Source organism: Achromobacter ruhlandii, from assembly GCF_902859695.1.
GTDB classification, from domain to species: Bacteria; Pseudomonadota; Gammaproteobacteria; order Burkholderiales; family Burkholderiaceae_B; genus Achromobacter; species Achromobacter ruhlandii.
Genome location: NZ_CADIJL010000023.1, coordinates 45,840 through 63,335 on the forward strand (window position 1 = coordinate 45,840; position 17,496 = coordinate 63,335).

Consider the following 17,496-nt stretch of genomic DNA (forward strand, 5'->3'; position numbering starts at 1 on the left):
CCTGTGCCTGCTTTTTTTTATGGCTGGATGGGTCCCGCGAGACAGTTCTCCACCTTCCAGCCGTAGAGCCACTGCAACGCGTCGTAGAACTGCGACTGGCCGCGGCCGGTCCACAGCATGTTGCGCACGGTGCGTTCGACACCGCGCGCGTGATAGAGCCTGCCCATCTCGCGGGTCGACCAGACCACGCGCGCGCTGCGCGGAATGCGCACCGATTCGTACAGCCGGAAGGCGGCCTCCAGATCGTGGTCGCAACGCTTGACGGCCTCGCCCAAGGTCACCGCGTCTTCCAGCGCCATGCAGGCGCCCTGGGCCATGTATTGGGTCATGGGGTGGGCGGCGTCGCCCAGGATCGTCATTCGGCCCTGGCCCCACTGTTCGACCGGCTCGCGGTCGGCGGTGGCCCAGCGCTTCCACGACGTGGGGCGGTCCAGCATCTGGTGCGGGCGCGGGTGAATGCCCTGGAAATACGACAGCACTTCCTCCTTGCTGCCTTCGCGTACGCCCCATTGTTCCTGCTCGCGACTGTGGAAGGTCACCACCAGGTTGTACTGCTGGCCGCCGCGCAGCGGGTAGTGCACCAGGTGGCAGTGCGGGCCGGCCCACAGCACCGGCGCGTTGATGCGCAGTTCCTCGGGCATGTTGTCGCGCTCGACCACGGCGCGGTAGACCACGTGGCCGGTCACGCGCGGCGGATCGCCGATCAGGTGTTCGCGGATCACGGACTTGACGCCGTCGGCGCCCACCACCGCGTCGGCCTGGTAGCGGTTGCCTTCGGTATCCGTGACTTCCACGCGCTTGCCGTCCTGCGCGACGCTGGCGATCTGCGTCGAGGTGCGAAAGCGGATCAGCGGGTTCTGCTGCACCGCTTCCAGGATGGAAAGGTGGATGTCGGCGCGGTGGATCACGGCGTAGGGGCCGCCGAAGCGTTCGCGGAAGGCCTCGCCGGTGTCGATGCGCACCACTTCGCGCGCGTCGACCGCGTCCATCATGATGATGTGGTCGGTGAACACCGCGCGCTGGCGCGCCGTGGCGCCCACGCCCAGCGCGTCGAGCGCGGCGAAGGCGTTGGGGCCGAGCTGGATGCCGGCGCCGATCTCGCCGATGTGCGCGGCCTGTTCCAGCAACTGCACGGCGATGCCCTGGCGTGTCAGCGCCAGCGCCGCGGCCAGGCCGCCGATGCCGCCGCCCACGACGATGACGGATTGGGGCGGGTTCTTTGCGGGGGTTGCATTCATTGCCAGGTTCCTTGCGTGTTCATTCTTGGCGGCCGAGGAAGGCGCCTTGCCGTTGCAGCTGCGCCTGCAGCGCCGTCACCGGCACGTCGGCGGGCGCGTGGCCGCCGCGCAGCGCCATGGCGGCCGCGGTGCCGGCGGCCTCGCCCATGACAAAGCAGCTGCCGCTGACGCGGGCGGCCGACTGGCCTTCGTGCGTCATCGAGGCGCAGCGGCCGGCCACCAGCACGTTGCCGGCCACGCCGGGGCCGCGGCGCGGCACCATCATGCGGAACGGCAGCTGGTTGTAGCCGCGCGATTCGGGAATCGGCGGCCACAGCCATTGCACGTCGCCGGCGGTGTGCATTTCCAGCGGCCAGCCGTTCACGCCGATGCTGTCCTCGAAGTCGGCGCAGCCCAGCACGTCCTCCTTGGTCAGCATGGCCTCGCCGACGATGCGGCGGGTTTCGCGGATGCCGAGCTGCGGCGCGATGTCGAGCACATAGGCGTTCTCGAAGCCCGGCACCTTGGCGCGCAGGAACTTCAGGTATTCGGTGATCTGGCGGCGGCCTTCCAGCTCGCCGGCCGAGAGCGAGGCGGCGTCGGTGCCGTCGGCCGCGCTGCCATCGGCGTTGGCCAGCTGGGTCACGTTGACGCGCCACTCGTAGTCATGCTTTTGCGGCCGCACGATGGCGCCGCGTCGCGGGAAGGTGAATTCCCCGCTGGCGGCGGCCTGGTCCATCAACTGCGGGATGGTCTTCCACGCCTCCTGGGCGCGGGCGCCGTCGACGTTGCCGACCTTGAACATCAGCGTGGGGTAGAGCAGGTGGCCGTGCGCGTCGCCCTTTTCGAACGGCAGGCCGCCCCATTGCGCGATGTCGGCGTCGCCGGAGCAGTCGATGAAGACTTTGCCGCGCACCGCGCAGCGGCCGGACTTGGTCTCCAGGAACAGCGCGTCGACATTGCCGGCGGCGTCGCGCGCCAGGCCGGTGGCCAATGCGTGGAACAGGATCTGTGCGCCGCTGTTCTGCACGATGCCGTCGGCCGCGCACTTGAAGGCCGAGATGTCATAGGCCTGGGCGTGGATCTTGCCCAGGATCAGGTGCGGGTCGTTCAGGCCGTCCAGCGCGCGCATGCGGTCCAGCAGCTCGTCCGTCATGCCGTGCACCACCTGGCGGATGGCGCCGCGCACGTTGGCGTGCAGGCCGCAAAAGTTGGAGACGCCCGCCGCCGTGCCCATGCCGCCGAGAAAGCCATAGCGTTCCACCAGCAGCACGCTGGCGCCGTTGCGGGCGGCGCTGGCGGCCGCCAGGATGCCGGCGGGGCCGCCGCCCAGCACGACGACGTCGTATTCGCCGTAGAGCGGCACCTGGCGGGCGGGTTCGGTGAGGGTCATGCTTGTCTCCTTGCTGTCCTGCTTGACTGTCTGGTGTTGCGAAATGCGAAATGCCGGGCGGCGAGGCCGCCCGTTCACAGGCCTGCTTATTGGCCCTTGATGCCGAGCTTGGTGATGAGCGGTTCCCAGCGCTTGAGCTCATCGTCCATGTAGGCGCGGAACTCGGCCGGTGTGCTGCCCACCGGATCCATGAACTGCGCCTGCAGGCGCTTGACCACCTCGGGGTCGCGGATCGCCTGGATCAGCGCGTCCGACAGCTTCTTCTGGATGTCGGCGGGCACCTTGGACGAAATCACGAAACCGATCCAGGCCGAGCCCTCGATGCCGGGCACGCCGACTTCGGCCAGCGTGGGGATCTCGGGCAGCAGGGTGGAACGCTTGGACGAGGTCACGGCCAGCGCCTTCAGGCGGCCGTCCTTGACCATGCTCATGACCGCGATCGGCGGCAGCGCGGCGAACTGCGTGTCGCCCGACAGCAGCGAAGTCAGCGCGGCCGGCGACGACGGATACGGCACGTGCGTGGCGCGCGCGCCGATCCGCTGCAGCAACAGTTCCACCGCCAGGTGCGAGACGGTGCCGGCGCCCGGCGAGGGGAAGTTGTACTTGTCCGGGTTCTTCTTGAGCGCTTCCAGCAATTGGCCGACGTTGTCGATGCCGGAGTTGGCCGGCACCACCAGCACGTTGGGTTGGTGCACCGCCAGCGTCAGCGGCGCCAGGTCGGTGGCGGGCGCGTAGGGCAGCTTGTCGAACAGCAGCGTGTTGTTCACCAGCGGGCCGGTGATCGAGACGCCGAAGGTGTAGCCGTCGGGCTTGGCGTTGGCGATGGCGAAGGTGCCGATGTTGCCGCTGGCGCCCGGTTTGTTCTCCACCACCACGGTCTGGCCGAGGATGGCGCCGGCTTTCTCGCCGACGATGCGCGCCACCTGGTCGGGGCTGGAGCCCGGACCGAACGGCACCAGCGCCTTGAGCGGCTGCGACGGCCAGGCGTCGGCGGCCTGCGCCGCGCCCAGCGGCGCCAGGGCCACCAGTCCCAGCGCCAGCGCGCGCGCCGTCAAAGCGCGCGCCCGCGCCAGGGTTGAGGGCTTATGCATGCTTGTCTCCCGCGATCTTCATATTGTTGAAATAGGTCTGCTCATTGGCGATGAAGGCCGCCACCATGGCGCGGTAGGCTGCGTCCACCACCTGGTCCAGGTTCTCGAAGCCCTGGTTGTGGCGCTCGGCCAGGCGCCGCACTTTTTCGAACACCTCGGCCTGGCGCGCCGGCGCGCTGACCTGGAAGGCGTCGCGCTTGAAGCGCGCGGCGTCCTTGACGTACATGGCGCGCTCGGCCATCAGGCGCACGATTTCGTCGTCCAGGCGGTCGATGTTGGCGCGCACCTCGGCCAGGTTGGCGCACAGCGGGCGGTAGTCCGGGTCGGTGTACTCACGCAGCGGCGCGCCCTGGGTGTCGGGCTCCTGGCCCGGGGAAACTTGCGAGGTCACTTGATGTAGTCCGGTTGGTTGGCGGGCGCGGCCTGCTGGAAGGCGGGTTGCGCGAGGCAATGTTCGTAGACGCCCACAAGGCGCGGGTAGGCCGACAGGTCGCAGCCCATGCGCTGGGCGTTGGCGACCTGCGGCACGACGCAGCAGTCCGCCAGCGTCGGCGCGTCGCCGAAGCAATAGGCGCCGCCGCCATGGCGCGCCAGCAGCGTCTCGACCGCGGTCAGGCCTTCGCGGATCCAGTGGTGATACCAGGCATTCTTCTGCGCGTCGGTGGCGCCCAGCTCTTCCTGCAGGTAGCGCAGGATGCGCATGTTGTTGACCGGATGGATGTCGCAGGCGATGGCGTTGGAAAGCTCCAGCACGCGGGCGCGTTCGCGCGGCGCGGCCGGGATCAGGCGCGGCTCGGGGTGGGTGGCGTCCAGGTAGTCGATGATGGCGAGCGATTGCGACAGCTGGAAATCGCCGTCGGTCAGCAGCGGCACGCCGGCCGACGGATTCCGCGCGACGTAATCGGCGGCGCGCTGTTCCTGCTTGCGCAGGTTCACCGGCACGACGTCGAACGGCAGGCCCTTGAGCGCCAGCGCGATGCGCACGCGGTACGAGGTGGAGCTGTTGAAGAAGCTGTGCAGTTGCATGGGCGGGCTTCCTCAGGCGATCCGCACGCTCAGCGTGCCCAGGCCGTCGACGCCGCCGACCATCGTGTCGCCGCGCACCACCGGGCCCACGCCTTCCGGCGTGCCGGTATAGATCAGGTCGCCCGCTTCGAGGCGGAAGTACCGGGACAGATAGGCGATGGTTTCGGCAACGGACCAGATCAGCTTGCCGATGTCGCTGCGTTGCTTGTCGGCGCCGTTGACCTGCAGCCAGATGCCGGCCCGGTCGATGTCGCGGGCCTGTGCGGCGGGCACCAGTGGACCGATCGGCGCGCTCTGGTCGAAGGCCTTGCCCAGTTCCCAGGGGCGGCCGGCCTCGCGCATCTTCATCTGCAGGTCGCGGCGCGTCATGTCCAGGCCGACGGCGTAGCCCCACACGTGTTCCAGCGCGGATTCGACCGCGATGTTGGCGCCGCCCTTGCCGATGGCCGCGACCAGCTCGATCTCGTAGTGCAGGTTGGCGGTCTCGGGCGGGTAGGGCAGCGACAGCGTGCTGCCCTCGGCCACGGGCACCACGGCGTCGGCCGGCTTGCAGAAGAAGAAGGGCGGTTCGCGGTCGGGATCGAAGCCCATTTCGCGGGCGTGGGCGGCGTAGTTGCGGCCGACGCAATAGACGCGGCGCACCGGGAAGCTGTCCTGGCTGCCGGCGACGGGCACGGCAACGGGGGCGGCGGGATCAAACACAAAAGACATGGGTCACCTTTCTGGAATGCGGCGCCGGGGCCCGCGCGGGCCCTGGCCGGAATGGAAATGATGGGAGGGAGCCGCCTTCAGGCGGTGCGTTCTTCGCGCCACAGGCCCAGCGCGTCCTGCACCGGGCGGTCGGAATAGCTGAACAGGGTGGCGTCTTCCAGCGCCGCCAGCTGCACCGGCTGCCACGACGGCGCCACGAACACGTCGCGCGGGCCGAAATGGAATTCGGCGTCGCCGATGCGAGCAATGCCGCGGCCTTCCACCACGCTGTAGACGGTGGAGTCGGTGCTGCGATAGGGCTTGCCCTGGAAGCCGGCCGGCAGCAGCTGCATGAAGGTGGCCATGGTGGGCATGGGGTAGCCGCCCGTGGCCGGGTTCAGGTAGCGCAGCTTGACGCCGTCCCAGGGGTCGAGTTCGCCGTGGCGGTAGAGCGCGTCCAGCGCCTCGCGGCTGCGCTCGTAGGGATAGTTGAAGATCGGCGAGGTGCCGCTGGTGGCGCGATGCCGCACCGGCGCCATGTTGTGGCCGTAGCGCGCCATGCTGTCGCCTTCCGGGCGCGTGACCGGCTGGGTGGCGGACGGATAGTTCTCGGCGAAGCCGGCGTCCAGGAAGCGCAGCAGCGGGATGTCCAGGCCATCCAGCCAGACCACCGGTTCGCCGCCGTCGACGGTCTCGGCGTTGCCGTGGTCGTGCCAGGTCCAGGACGGCGTGATGATGAAGTCGCCCGGATGCATGGTGGTGCGCTCGCCGTTGACGGCGGTGTAGGCGCCGCGGCCCTCGACGATGAAGCGCAGGGCGGACTGGGTGTGGCGGTGGCTGGGCGCGATCTCGCCCGGCAGGATCAGTTGCAGGCCGGCGTACAGGCTCTGCGTGATGCTGGCCTGGCCGGGCAGGCCCGGGTTCTCCAGGATCAGCACGCGCCGCACGGCTTCCTCGGCGCTGATGAGCGAGCCGGAGGCCAGCACGTCGTCGCGCACCTCGTCGTATTTCCAGATGGCGGGCACGCAGCGCGGCGCGGGTTGGCGCGGCACCAGGTTGTGCAGCGACTCCCACAGGGGGGCCATGTGCTTCTGGGCGATGCGGGCGTAATAGGCGGCGCGATCCGCGCCGGGAGGGTGACCGTCGGGCATGTTTGTCTCCTGGGGCCGGCGTCGGGGCCGGCTTCTGTGGGCCCGTCGCGGCGGGCGCGGCGGGGCCTGATATGGAGACGATTATGCGGAACGAGCTATGTGTTTTGAAATGAAATTATCTTATTATCCATACCAATAACAATATGGATAAGAGACAAAAGAGGGCTCCATGGACTGGACTCACCGGTTGCGCCTGCGCAATCTGAAAATGCTGCTCAGCCTGGCCCAGACCCGCAACATCAGCCACTCGGCCGCCATGCTCAACACGACCCAGCCGGGCTTGTCGAAATGGCTGAAGGATCTGGAAGACGACATCGGCCTGCCGCTGTTCGAGCGCCATGCGCGCGGCCTGCGGCCGACGCCGCACGGCGACGTGCTGATCGCGCACGCGCAGCGGGTCGAGGCGCAGCTGGACCGCGCCAGCGCCGACATGGCCGCCTTGCGCGAAGGGGGCGGCGGGCGGGTGGTGATCGGCGCGTCCGGCGCCTCGGCGTCGGATACCGTGCCGCTGGCGGTGATGAAGCTGCTCGAACGCATGCCGCAGGCCCGCGTGAAACTGGTGGAAGGCACCACCGACCGCCTGCTGGCGCAACTGGCGCAGGGCGACCTGGACATCGTGGTGGGCCGCTCGGCGCCCGAGCATCACGATCCGGCCATCCGCTTCGAGGCCCTGTACCTGGAGCCGATCCACCTGGTGGCGCGGCCGCGCCATCCGCTGTTCGCGCGGGAGCAGCCGGGCTGGCCGGAGTTGCTGTCATACCGCTGGATCCTGTGGCCCAAGGGCACGCCGATCCGCAACGCGGTCGACGCCGCGCTGGCCGCGGCCGGCCAGGCGCCGCCGGCCGACCATATCGAATCCAATTCGGTCACCATCAACCTCACGCTGATCAACAACAGCGACATGATCGGCGTGGCTTCGCACCGCGCCGCGCTGCGCTTCACGCAGATGAAGGCGATGCGCATCATTCCGATGCGGCTGTCGGGCTTCGGCTCGGTGGCCATGTACTGGCGCGAGGATGCGTTCCGGCCGACCGCCGTGCAGGAGGCGATGGCCGCGCTGCGCAACACGGTCGCCGAACACGCCCCGGGCGTGACGAGGCTGTGATGGCGCCGTCCGGCCCCGGCCTGAATGCGCTGATCGCGCAATGCCGCCGCCTGGAGGCGGCGCTGCGCGACGAGTCGGGCGCGCCGGACGCGTCCGCGGCCATGCACCGTTTCGTCGCCGAGATGGATGCGCGCGCCGCGCCGCCGGGGCTGTGGTCGCCGCTGGCGCTGGCGGTGCTGACCATGGTCGGCGGCATCGGTGTCGGCATCGGCCTGCTGAGCCTGTTGCTGCGCCCGGCCGGCCCGGCGCTGGCGGCCTTCGCGCTGGTGCTGGCCTGCGCCGTCACGGCCCTGGCGCTGGCGATCGGCGTGGTGGCCTTCATGGGCGGCTACAGCCTGGGGCTGGTGCTGCTCAAGCGCACCGCGCTGGCGTTGGCCACTGCCGGCGTGCTGGGCCTGATCGCCTGGTCGCAGGGCGACATGCGCGCGGTCGGCCCGGTGGTCGCGCTGCTGGGCGGCGCCGGCGCGTGGCTGCTGATGAACAGCAATGCGTTCTATGTGTTTGCCGGCTATCGCGTGGCGTTGCGAGTGATGCAGGCGCAGGCGCGGCGGCCGTAAGCGGCCGGCTGCGTGCGCGTGATGGGCGGCGGGGGAGCGCCGATGCCTCGCGGCGATCCGCGCGCACGCAGCCGGCGCGTGTCAGCGGCGCGCCGGGCGGCCTCCGTTCACTTCGCGGTGTTGGACCAGCCCTTGGACAGTTCCACCGCCTGGCGCCAGCGCCGCATGCGGGCCTCGCGCACCGAGTCCGGCCAGGACGGTTCGAAGGTGCGTTCGGCCTGCCACTTGGAGGCGAATTCGTCCTGATCCGACCAGAAGCCGACCGCCAGGCCGGCAAGGCCGGCCGCGCCCAGCGCGGTCGATTCGGGCACCCGCGGGCGCACCACTGGCACGCCCAGCAGGTCGGCCTGCATCTGCATCAGCAGGTCGTTGCGGGCGGCGCCGCCGTCCACCCGCAGCTCGGTCAGCGCGATACCGCTGTCGCCGTTCATGCAGGTCAGCAGTTCGGCGCTCTGCAGGGCGATGGATTCGAGCGTGGCGCGGGCGATGTGGGCGCGGGTGGTGCCGCGCGTCAGGCCCACCAGGGTGCCGCGGGCGTAGGGGTCCCAGTGCGGCGCGCCCAGGCCGGCGAAGGCCGGCACCATGAAGACGTCATCGGTGTCGGCCACGCTGGCGGCCAGCGATTCGATTTCCTCGGAACGCTGGATGATGCCCAGGCCGTCGCGCAGCCATTGCACCGCGGCGCCGGCGACGAACACGCCGCCTTCCAGCATGTAGGCCGGACGCCAGCCTGGCTGGCCTTGCGCCGGCAGGCCCCAGCCGACGGTCGACAGCAGGTGGTTGTGCGACTGCACCGGCTTGTCGCCCACGTTCATCAGCATGAAGCAGCCGGTGCCGTAGGTGTTCTTGGCCATGCCCGGCTTGAAGCAGGCCTGGCCGAAGGTGGCGGCCTGCTGGTCGCCGGCCACGCCGGCGATGGGAATCGAGCCGCCCAGCCATTCGGGCAGGGACTCGCCCACCACCGCGCTGCTGGGCGCGATGGAGGGCAGCACGCTGCGCGGAATGTTGAGCAACGCCAGGATCTCGTCGTTCCAGTCCTGCGTGTGCAGGTCGAACAGCATGGTGCGCGAGGCGTTGCTGGGGTCGGTGCTGTGCACCGCGCCGCCGGTCAGCTGCCAGATCAGCCAGGTGTCGACGGTGCCGAAGGCCAGTTCGCCGCGCTCGGCCTTCTGGCGCGCGCCGGGCACGTGATCCAGCAGCCAGGCCAGCTTGGTGCCCGAGAAATAGGCGTCCAGCACCAGCCCGGTGCGCGATTGCAGGAAGTCGGCGTGGCCGTCCTGGCGCAACTGGTCGCACATCGGCGCGGTGCGGCGGTCCTGCCAGACGATGGCGCGGGCCAGGGGGCGGCCGCTGGCGCGGTCCCAGATCAGGGTGGTTTCGCGCTGGTTGGTGATGCCGATGGCGGCCACGTCGGCGGCGCTGGCGGCGGCGTTGCGCAGGGCCTCGCGCGCCACGTCCAGCTGGCTGTGCCAGATCTCGCCGGGGTCATGTTCGACCCAGCCCGGCCGCGGATAGTGCTGGCGGAATTCACGTTGGCCGATGCCGCGCACCACGCCATCGCGATCGAACACGATGGCGCGGGAGCTGGTGGTGCCCTGGTCCAGGGCTAGGACAAATTCATTCGTCGTCACTGTTCTTGGCGCCGTTCAGGTGTGCCCCGGCCAGCGGGTCGAGGCGTCTAAAGGAAAAGACCGAAGCCGCGCACAGCAGGCCGATGACGATGAAGCCGACGATCACGTCGCCCACCACCAGGCTTTCCGCCCCGCGCAGGGTCATGCTGATGTTCAGGGTCACCGCGGCCACGCCCACGCCCAGGCTGATGCCGAGCTGCTGCGCCATGGCGGCGAAACTGCTGGCGCGGCTCATCTTGGCCGGGGGAATGTCGGCATAGGTTAGCGTATTTACGCCGGTGAACTGCAGCGAGCGGAAGAAGCCGCCGACCAGCAGGATGGCGATCATCAGCCAGACCGGGGTGGTGGGGGTGAACGTGGCGCAGACCACGATGAAGGCGCCGGTCAGCACCGCGTTCACGGTCAGCACCCGGCGAAAGCCGAAATGCCTGACGATGGGCGTGGCGACGAATTTCATCAGCAGCGCGCCGGCGGCGCTGGCGAAGGTGATCAGGCCGGCCGAGAACGGCGACAGGCCGAAGCCCACCTGCAGCAGCATGGCCAGCAGGAAGGGCGTGGCGCCGACCGCGAAGCGGCACAGGTTGCCGCCCAGCGTCGAGATGGCGAAGGTCGGGATGCGCATCAGCGCCAGATCGATGATGGGGTGTTCGGTGCGGCGCGCATGCCAGCCGTAGAGCAGGCCGCAGACGATGCCCACCGCGATCAGGCCCAGCAGCATCGGCAGCGGCATGACGTCGCGGCCGATGGCCTCGAAGCCGCTGACCAGCGTGGCCAGGCACACCGCGCTGAGCAGGAAGCCCAGCCAGTCCAGGCGCGGCGCCGATTCTTCCTTGATCTCGGCCACGTAGCGCAGCACCAGCGCGATGCCGAGCACGCCAATGGGGATATTGATCAGGAAGATCCAGTGCCACGACATGTACGTGACCATGAAACCGCCCAGTGGCGGCCCGATCACCGGCCCCAGCAGCGCCGGGATCGACAGGAACGACATGGCTTTCAACAGATCCTGCTTGGGCACCGTGCGCAGCAGGATGATGCGGCCCACCGGCACCATCATGGCCCCGGCCATGCCCTGCACCACCCGGGCGATGACCAGCTGCGGCAGGTCCTGCGACAGGGCGCAGGCCACGGAACTGAGGGTGAACAGGCCGATGGCGGCGATGAACACGCGGCGCGCGCCGTAGCGGTCGGCGGCCCAGCCGCTGACCGGCACGAACACGGCCACCGACAGCAGGTAGGAGGTGATGGCCACGTTCAACCGCACCGGGGTCGATCCCAGTGCCCGCGCCATGGCCGGCAGGGCGGTGGCGACCACCGTGGCGTCCAGCATCTGCATGAACAGCGCACAGCCGACGATGAAGGGAATCATGCGCGCCGCGCGCACCGCGTCCGGGGTCGAGGGAGGAGCGGGATTGGCTGCGGCTGCGGATTCGGCTGACATGGCGGAGGGGGGCGGTGGGACCCGGAAGATTGTAACGCCGGCTCCCGGCCCCGCGTGCAGTAAACTCCGGGTATCCGAAACCCACTGAAATTGGTGCCATGGCAACCAACTACGAATCCGAGATCACCAAGTTCCTCAAAGACTACAAGCAGTCGCACCCTGGCACCGAAGAGCGCCAGCGCGAGGGCCGCGCCCGTCTGTGGGACAAGCCGCAGGACGCGGAACTGCTGGAAGGCTTCCGCGCCGCCCGCGTGCCGCAAAAGCCGTACGTGTATCAGGCCGACTGATACCGTTGCGGCAGCCATGGCCCACACCCCCTCCGTCCCGGGCGACGCCCTGGCCGCGCTAGTGGAACCCCCCGTCGACAGCACGCCCGACACCGTTGACAGCGTCGCGTTCGCGCGCCTGTACGGCGAGCCGCTGTTCCAGATGCCGACGGATCTGTATATCCCGCCGGACGCGCTGGAGGTGTTCCTCGAAGCCTTCGAGGGACCGCTGGACCTGCTGCTGTACCTGATCCGCAAGCAGAACTTCAACGTGCTGGACATCCCCATGGCGGATGTCACGCGGCAGTATCTGTCCTATGTGGAACAGATCCGCATCCACAATCTGGAGCTGGCCGCCGAGTATCTGCTGATGGCGGCCATGCTCATCGAGATCAAGTCGCGCATGCTGCTGCCGGTCAAGAAGACCGACACCGGCGAAGAGCCCGAGGATCCGCGCGCCGAGCTGGTGCGCCGCCTGCTCGAATACGAACAGATGAAGCTGGCCGCGCAGAAGCTCGACGCCATGCCGCAGCTGGGCCGCGACTTCGTCAGCAGCCACGCGGTCGCCGACCTGAGCGTCGAACGCATGCTGCCCGAGGTCAGCGTCGACGACCTGCGCGCCGCGTGGGCCGACATCATGAAGCGGGCCAAGCTCAACCAGCACCATCACATCACCCGCGAACAGCTGTCGGTGCGCGATCACATGACGCACATCCTGCGGCGCCTGAACGACGTGCGCTTCATGGAGTTCGGCGACCTGTTCATGGAACGGGTGCGCGAGGGCGCGCCGGCCGCGGTGGTGGTGGTGCACTTCATCGCCATGCTGGAACTGGCGCGCGAATCGCTGCTGGAAATCACGCAGGCCGAGCCTTACGCGCCCATCTACGTGCGCCTGGCCTACACCAGCGTCGCGGCGGTCGCGGCCTGATCCGATTCCCCCCGGGCTGTGCGCCCAATCCCGGAGATCCCCCTTGAAAGTCGTCCACACCATCCAGGAATTGCGCGACCACCTGCGCGGCCAGAACCGCGTCTCGTTCGTGCCCACCATGGGCAACCTGCACGAGGGCCACCTGGCGCTGATGAAGCTGGCGCGCCAGCACGGCGACCCGGTGGTCGCCAGCATCTTCGTGAACCGCCTGCAGTTCGGGCCGAACGAGGATTTCGACCAATACCCGCGCACCCTGGCCGCCGACATCGAGAAGCTCGAACGCGAGCGCGACGTGTACGTGCTGTTCGCGCCCAACGAGCGCGAGATGTACCCCGAACCGCAGAACTACCGCGTGCAGCCGCCGGACGACCTGGGCGACATCCTCGAAGGCGAGTTCCGACCGGGCTTCTTCGCCGGCGTCAGCACCGTGGTGCTCAAGCTGTTCTCCTGCGTGCAGCCCAAGGTGGCGGTGTTCGGCAAGAAGGACTACCAGCAGCTGATGGTGGTGCGCAACATGTGCCGCCAGTTCCAGCTGCCGGTGGAAGTGCTGGCGCACGAGACCGTGCGCGCCGACGACGGCCTGGCGCTGTCCTCGCGCAACCGCTACCTGAGCGAGGCCGAGCGCGCCGAGGCGCCGGCCCTGTACGCCGCGCTGCGGGGCGTCGGCCAGCGGCTGGCGGCCGGCGAGCGCGATGCCGCCGGGCTGGAGCGCGAGGCCACCCAGCACCTGACCGATCGTGGCTGGAAGGTGGACTACATCGCCCTGCGTCGCCAGCGCGACCTGAAGCGTCCGGAAGCCGCCGACCTGCAGGCCGGCGAGCCCGTGGTGGTGCTGGCCGCCGCCAAGCTGGGCGCGACGCGCCTGATCGACAACCTGGAACTGTCCTACACGGCCTGATGCCAGGCGCCGTCGCCGGCCCGTTTGCCGCGGGCCGCGCCGTCGCCCCTGGCAAAATTGCCAGCTTACGTCGCCGCCGGCGGCGGGGCAGACTCTCTGCAACCTTTCATTGCAGAGCCGTTCCATGCCCGTTCCCCGCCCCGATCTTCCCGCCATCCTGGCCGTCCTGACGCCGCGCGAACGCGAGATCGTCGACTACATCGTCGCCGGACGGCCCAACAAGGTCATCGCCATCGACCTGGGTATCTCGCTGCGCACGGTCGAGGCCCATCGCGCCCGCATCTTCACCAAGCTGGGGGTGCGCAACGCCATGCGGCTGGCCTGCCGGCTATGCGCCTACGGACACCTGGACGGCGGACCGCCGTTGCCGGTCGGGCCCGCTGGCCACGTTCAGGATGCGGCGGCCGGTGACGGCCCGGCCAGGGCGGAGACGGGGTGCCCGGGCTCGGGCGCGTATGCCGTCCATCCCAGGCCGATCGCCACCGTGATCGCGGATTGTTCCGCGATGCTGATCAACAAGGGGTTGTGGGGTAAGTAGGCGCTCACATCGAGCGTGTTCGCCGGCGGCGTTCGCGAGTCCGGCCGGGCGCGGGCGGCGGAAAGCACAAGGGCCTGGCGGACGCGGTGTCCGGCAGGCCCTCGGGGCGGTGGGCGGTCGGTCAGGCCAGAGGCAGTGTCTGGCCTGCCGGCCTTACGGGCACTGGGGCGCGTTGGCCTTGGCCAGTTCGTCGATCGGATCCAGGTCCGGCTGGCGCGTCAGGTTGTAGTTCAGGTTCGGCGTCTGGCCGCCGATGGAGCGCACGCGCAGCACGTTGTTGGCGGCCACCACGAATTCGACCCGCACATTGCCCTTGCCGTCGAGCAGGATGACGCGCGGCGGGCGCTCGTCGGTGGCATCCCAGCAGCCCTGCTCGACCACCGGGGCGGCCTTCTTGGGATCGTTTTCGAGGTAGGCGGTGCGGCCGCGCCAGCGGCCGTTGGGCGCCAGGGTCAGCGTGACGCGCTGCGCCGTGCACTGCATGGCGGGCGAGAAACACGGCAGGGTGCCCATGTAGGTCTGCGGTTGGGGCACCAGGCTGTTGGCGGCCGCGCTTTGCATGGAGGCCGGGGCCGGAGCGGGCGCCGGGGCGGCCGCGGCGCCGCCGCTGTCGGCGCCTTCCGGCACGGCCTGGCCGTCCTCGGTGGTGGCGCCCTGGCTGGCCGCGGCCTGGTTCGGGGTCTTTTTCTGGTCCGGCTTGAGCGCGATCTGCACCTGCGACGGCGCCCGCAGCACGGTGCGGTAGCCGGCGCCGGAGCCCTGGTACTGGGCGTCGGTCACGGTGCTTTCCGCCGGAGGATCGTAATAGCCTTCGGTGCGTTGCTGGGCGCAGCCCGCGGCGCCCAGCGCCGTGCCCGCGAGCAGCAGCCCCAAGATGCCGAGTTTGCGGGGGCGGGTAAGGAGTTCGACGCGCGCGGCCATGGCAGCTGATCCGTAAATTGAGTCTGTCTCCGATTTTACGCACTTATGCGAAGATTCGATACGTTCCCCCACACCCTGAAAGGCGTAGCCGGCACTTTATGCACAAATTACGACACGGCCCCGCACGGCCCGGCCGCCGCCGCGCCCGCCGCGCCGCGCCGCGAGGGCGCGCATGACCACGCTGTGGCATGTCCTTCCCGTGCCGCTGGCACTGTTCGTCGCGCTGGCCGCGCTGGGCGGCCTGGCCGTCGGCGGCTGGCTGACGCGGGTAACTCACCGCCTGCCGCGCATGATGGAACGCGAATGGCAGGCGCAATGCCAGGAGGCGGCGGGCCAGGCCCGGCCGGCCGCCAGCTACGGCCTGTGGGCGCCGGCCGCGCACTGCCCGCGGTGCGAAGCGCCCGTGACCGGCTGGCGCCGCCTGCCGCTGGCGGGCTGGCTGGCGCTGCGCGGCCGCTGCGCCGCCTGCCGGGCGCCGATCGGCTGGCGCTATCCCGCCATCGAGGCCATCACCTGCGTGCTGTTCGCGGCCTGCGCCTGGCGCTTCGGCGCCACGCCCATCGCGCTGTGCGCCATGGGGCTGTCGGCGGCGCTGGTGGCGCTGGCCTGGATCGATCTCGAATCGACCCTCCTGCCCGATGCCATCACTCTGCCACTGGCCTGGGCCGGCCTGCTGGTGAACCTGTTCGATGCCTTTACCCCGTTGTCGATGGCGGTGGTGGGCGCGGTGGCCGGCTATTCGTTCCTGTGGGTTATCTTTCATGCATTCCGCCTGCTGACGGGGCGCGAGGGCATGGGCTACGGCGACTTCAAGCTGCTGGCGGCGCTGGGCGCCTGGTTCGGCGTCGGCGCGTTGCCGATGCTGCTGCTGGCCGCGTCGGTGGCGGGGGTGGTGGTGGGCGGCGCGTTGACGCTCAGCGGCCGCGCCAGTCGCGGCCAGGCGCTGCCGTTCGGGCCCTACCTGGCGCTGGCGGGCGTGGCCGTGCTGCTGCTGGGCGGCGAGCAGGGCCTGGGATGGTTGCTGCATTGAGGGCGCGCGGGGCGCGCCGGTCCGGCCGGATCGCGGCCGCGAGGGAATGAAGAGCATGTTCAAGATCGGTCTGACAGGAGGCATCGGCTCGGGCAAGTCGCGCGTGGCCGACATGCTGGGCGAATGGGGCGCGTCGGTGGTCGACACGGACGAGATCGCGCGCGCGCTGACAGCGGTCGGGGGCGCGGCCATGCCCGCCATCGAACGCGAGTTCGGGCCCGACGCGTTGACACCGGATGGCGCCCTCGACCGCGACTGGATGCGGGAACGCGCCTTCGCCGATCCGCGAGTCCGCCTGCGCCTTGAGGCCATCCTGCACCCGGCCATCGGCCATGAAACCGAACGCCAGGCCGAGGCCGCGCGCGGCGCCTATCTGGTGTTCGTGGTGCCGCTGCTGGTGGAGTCGATCACGCGCTGGCGCGACCGCGTCGATCGCATCTGCGTGGTCGATTGCGATCCCGAAACGCAGGTGGCGCGCGTGCAGTCGCGCAGCGGGCTGACGGACTCTGCCATCCGGCGTATCATGGCGGCACAGGCTGCGCGGGCCAGCCGGCTCGAAGTCGCGGATGACGTCATCGACAATGGCGGCGCGACCTCGCCGGAGCAATTGCGCGCGCAGGCGAAGACCCTGCATGACCGCTGGCTTGCGCTGGCGGCCGCGACGGGCCGGCAAGCCCCGGGCTTGGCCGGCACCCCTGAATAATCTCGGCCCGCGGGTCGACCTCTGATGGGCCTGTTTACAAGCGTGATTGTTTTCGAATATCCCTTCAATGAGCGCATCCGCGCTTACCTGCGGCTCGAATACCTGTTCGACAGGCTGTTCTTCTTTGCCCGCGAGGGGGATTCACGCCTGCACCAGGTCGCGGTCACCTCGTTGTTCGATCTGCTCGACGTCTGCGAGCGCACCGACGTGAAAGGCGCGGTGCTGCAGGATCTCGAACGCCAGCGCGTGGCGCTGGTGGGCCTGCGCGATCACCCCGGGGTGGCGCAGGACGCGCTCGAAGGCATGCTGCGCGAACTCGAAAAGGTCTCCTCGACCCTGGCCGCGCCCGGCAAGACCGGCCAGTCGCTGCGCGAGAACGAATGGCTCACCAGCCTGCGCGGCCGCCTGGCGGTGCCCGGCGGCGCCACCCAGGTGGACATGCCGTCGTACTACGCCTGGCAGCAAAAGCCCGAGGCCGCGCGCTGCGCGGACCTGCAGGCCTGGCTGGCGCCCTTCATCCCCCTGTTCGACGGCCTGACCATGGCGCTGCGCCTGCTGCGCGAGTCCGGCCGCAAGACCGACATCGTGGCCGAACAGGGCGCCTACCAGCAGATGCTGGGCGGCAAGCAGTACCAGTTGCTGCGCGTGTGGGTCGACCAGGCCCAGGGCGTATTCCCCGAGATCAGTGCCAACAAGTACATGATCTGGATCCGCTTTTCGACCCAGGACGGCGAGTTCAAGCCCCAGCAGGTGGCCCGCAGCATCCCGTTCCAGATGACCCTCTGCAATTCCTGATCCGTCCGGGCCTCCGGGCGCGGCAGCCGGCGGCGATCCTGCCCCGATTCCTGTTGCGGCCTATTTCAGCGGCAACGGACAATCACGGAAATGTCGGCCGCCTGGGTCACAATAC

General features: G+C 69.5%; 19 protein-coding genes. 9 read left to right on the forward strand and 10 right to left on the reverse strand.

Translation table 11 applies throughout. From position 1 onward, the window contains the following. Nucleotides 1-17 precede the first annotated feature (17 nt). From HV742_RS22875 to gtdA, 7 genes are all read right to left on the reverse strand, one after another. Nucleotides 18-1,238: a 3-hydroxybenzoate 6-monooxygenase gene (locus tag HV742_RS22875; protein WP_175146436.1), complete on the reverse strand. Its 1,221-nt coding sequence runs from the start codon at nt 1,236-1,238 to the stop codon at nt 18-20. Between the two features lie 19 nt (nt 1,239-1,257). Next, on the reverse strand, nt 1,258-2,610 hold the full coding sequence (locus HV742_RS22880; protein ID WP_175146437.1) for an FAD-dependent oxidoreductase: 1,353 nt from the start codon (nt 2,608-2,610) through the stop codon (nt 1,258-1,260). An 86-nt stretch (nt 2,611-2,696) separates the two neighbouring features. Beyond that, nucleotides 2,697-3,701 (reverse strand): Bug family tripartite tricarboxylate transporter substrate binding protein, encoded by a 1,005-nt coding sequence (locus HV742_RS22885; RefSeq protein ID WP_054419149.1) that lies wholly within the window; start codon nt 3,699-3,701, stop codon nt 2,697-2,699. After that, a complete protein-coding gene (locus HV742_RS22890) occupies nt 3,694-4,092 on the reverse strand; it encodes a chorismate mutase (RefSeq protein WP_175146438.1) in 399 nt (132 codons plus the stop codon). The genes HV742_RS22885 and HV742_RS22890 overlap by 8 nt, the downstream gene beginning before the upstream one ends. Then, entirely contained in the window at nt 4,089-4,727 is a 639-nt protein-coding gene (gene maiA / locus HV742_RS22895) for a maleylacetoacetate isomerase (protein WP_068951362.1), read from the reverse strand. The genes HV742_RS22890 and maiA overlap by 4 nt, the downstream gene beginning before the upstream one ends. A 12-nt stretch (nt 4,728-4,739) precedes the next feature. Then, nucleotides 4,740-5,438, reverse strand: a complete 699-nt coding sequence (locus HV742_RS22900; protein WP_100505435.1) for a fumarylacetoacetate hydrolase family protein — start codon at nt 5,436-5,438, stop codon at nt 4,740-4,742. A gap of 77 nt (nt 5,439-5,515) precedes the next feature. Continuing rightward, entirely contained in the window at nt 5,516-6,568 is a 1,053-nt protein-coding gene (gene gtdA, locus HV742_RS22905; RefSeq protein WP_054419152.1) for a gentisate 1,2-dioxygenase, read from the reverse strand. Nucleotides 6,569-6,737: 169 nt separating this feature from the next. Here gtdA and HV742_RS22910 point away from each other — a divergent pair, with 169 nt between their 5' ends. Continuing rightward, entirely contained in the window at nt 6,738-7,673 is a 936-nt protein-coding gene (locus tag HV742_RS22910) for a LysR family transcriptional regulator (RefSeq protein WP_049070997.1), read from the forward strand. Further along, a complete protein-coding gene (locus HV742_RS22915) occupies nt 7,673-8,230 on the forward strand; it encodes a hypothetical protein (protein WP_175146439.1) in 558 nt (185 codons plus the stop codon). Before HV742_RS22910 ends, HV742_RS22915 begins: the two co-directional genes overlap by 1 nt. A 107-nt stretch (nt 8,231-8,337) precedes the next feature. On the opposite strand, the gene glpK is transcribed toward HV742_RS22915, so the two are convergent. After that, nucleotides 8,338-9,861 (reverse strand): glycerol kinase GlpK, encoded by a 1,524-nt coding sequence (glpK, locus tag HV742_RS22920; RefSeq protein ID WP_049071000.1) that lies wholly within the window; start codon nt 9,859-9,861, stop codon nt 8,338-8,340. Next, entirely contained in the window at nt 9,848-11,302 is a 1,455-nt protein-coding gene (locus tag HV742_RS22925; RefSeq protein ID WP_049071001.1) for a DHA2 family efflux MFS transporter permease subunit, read from the reverse strand. The genes glpK and HV742_RS22925 overlap by 14 nt, the downstream gene beginning before the upstream one ends. 98 nt (nt 11,303-11,400) lie before the next feature. On the opposite strand from HV742_RS22925, the gene HV742_RS22930 reads away from it, so the two are divergent. The 4 genes from HV742_RS22930 to HV742_RS22945 all read left to right on the forward strand — a co-directional run bounded on the left by HV742_RS22930 (nt 11,401) and on the right by HV742_RS22945 (nt 13,932). After that, nucleotides 11,401-11,589: a DUF3460 family protein gene (locus HV742_RS22930; protein ID WP_006386935.1), complete on the forward strand. Its 189-nt coding sequence runs from the start codon at nt 11,401-11,403 to the stop codon at nt 11,587-11,589. A 16-nt stretch (nt 11,590-11,605) separates the two neighbouring features. After that, on the forward strand, nt 11,606-12,496 hold the full coding sequence (locus HV742_RS22935) for a segregation and condensation protein A (protein WP_049071003.1): 891 nt from the start codon (nt 11,606-11,608) through the stop codon (nt 12,494-12,496). 43 nt (nt 12,497-12,539) lie between these two features. Further along, nucleotides 12,540-13,394 (forward strand): pantoate--beta-alanine ligase, encoded by an 855-nt coding sequence (panC, locus tag HV742_RS22940; RefSeq protein WP_049071004.1) that lies wholly within the window; start codon nt 12,540-12,542, stop codon nt 13,392-13,394. Between the two features lie 124 nt (nt 13,395-13,518). After that, on the forward strand, nt 13,519-13,932 hold the full coding sequence (locus tag HV742_RS22945; protein ID WP_175146440.1) for a response regulator transcription factor: 414 nt from the start codon (nt 13,519-13,521) through the stop codon (nt 13,930-13,932). A gap of 153 nt (nt 13,933-14,085) precedes the next feature. Here HV742_RS22945 and HV742_RS22950 read toward each other — a convergent pair whose 3' ends face one another. Continuing rightward, complete coding sequence (locus HV742_RS22950; RefSeq protein WP_175146441.1) at nt 14,086-14,853, reverse strand: copper resistance protein NlpE N-terminal domain-containing protein; 768 nt, start codon at nt 14,851-14,853, stop codon at nt 14,086-14,088. A gap of 172 nt (nt 14,854-15,025) precedes the next feature. On the opposite strand from HV742_RS22950, the gene HV742_RS22955 reads away from it, so the two are divergent. From HV742_RS22955 to zapD, 3 genes are read left to right on the forward strand one after another with little or no spacing between them, the layout of a single operon-like run. Then, nucleotides 15,026-15,883: a prepilin peptidase gene (locus HV742_RS22955; protein ID WP_049071007.1), complete on the forward strand. Its 858-nt coding sequence runs from the start codon at nt 15,026-15,028 to the stop codon at nt 15,881-15,883. A 55-nt stretch (nt 15,884-15,938) separates the two neighbouring features. Then, nucleotides 15,939-16,586 carry a dephospho-CoA kinase gene (coaE, locus tag HV742_RS22960; RefSeq protein ID WP_049077416.1) on the forward strand — a complete coding sequence of 216 codons (648 nt, stop codon included), beginning with the start codon at nt 15,939-15,941 and terminating at the stop codon, nt 16,584-16,586. Between the two features lie 42 nt (nt 16,587-16,628). Further along, nucleotides 16,629-17,381: a cell division protein ZapD gene (gene zapD, locus HV742_RS22965; RefSeq protein WP_049077418.1), complete on the forward strand. Its 753-nt coding sequence runs from the start codon at nt 16,629-16,631 to the stop codon at nt 17,379-17,381. The last annotated feature ends 115 nt before the right edge of the window (nt 17,382-17,496 follow it).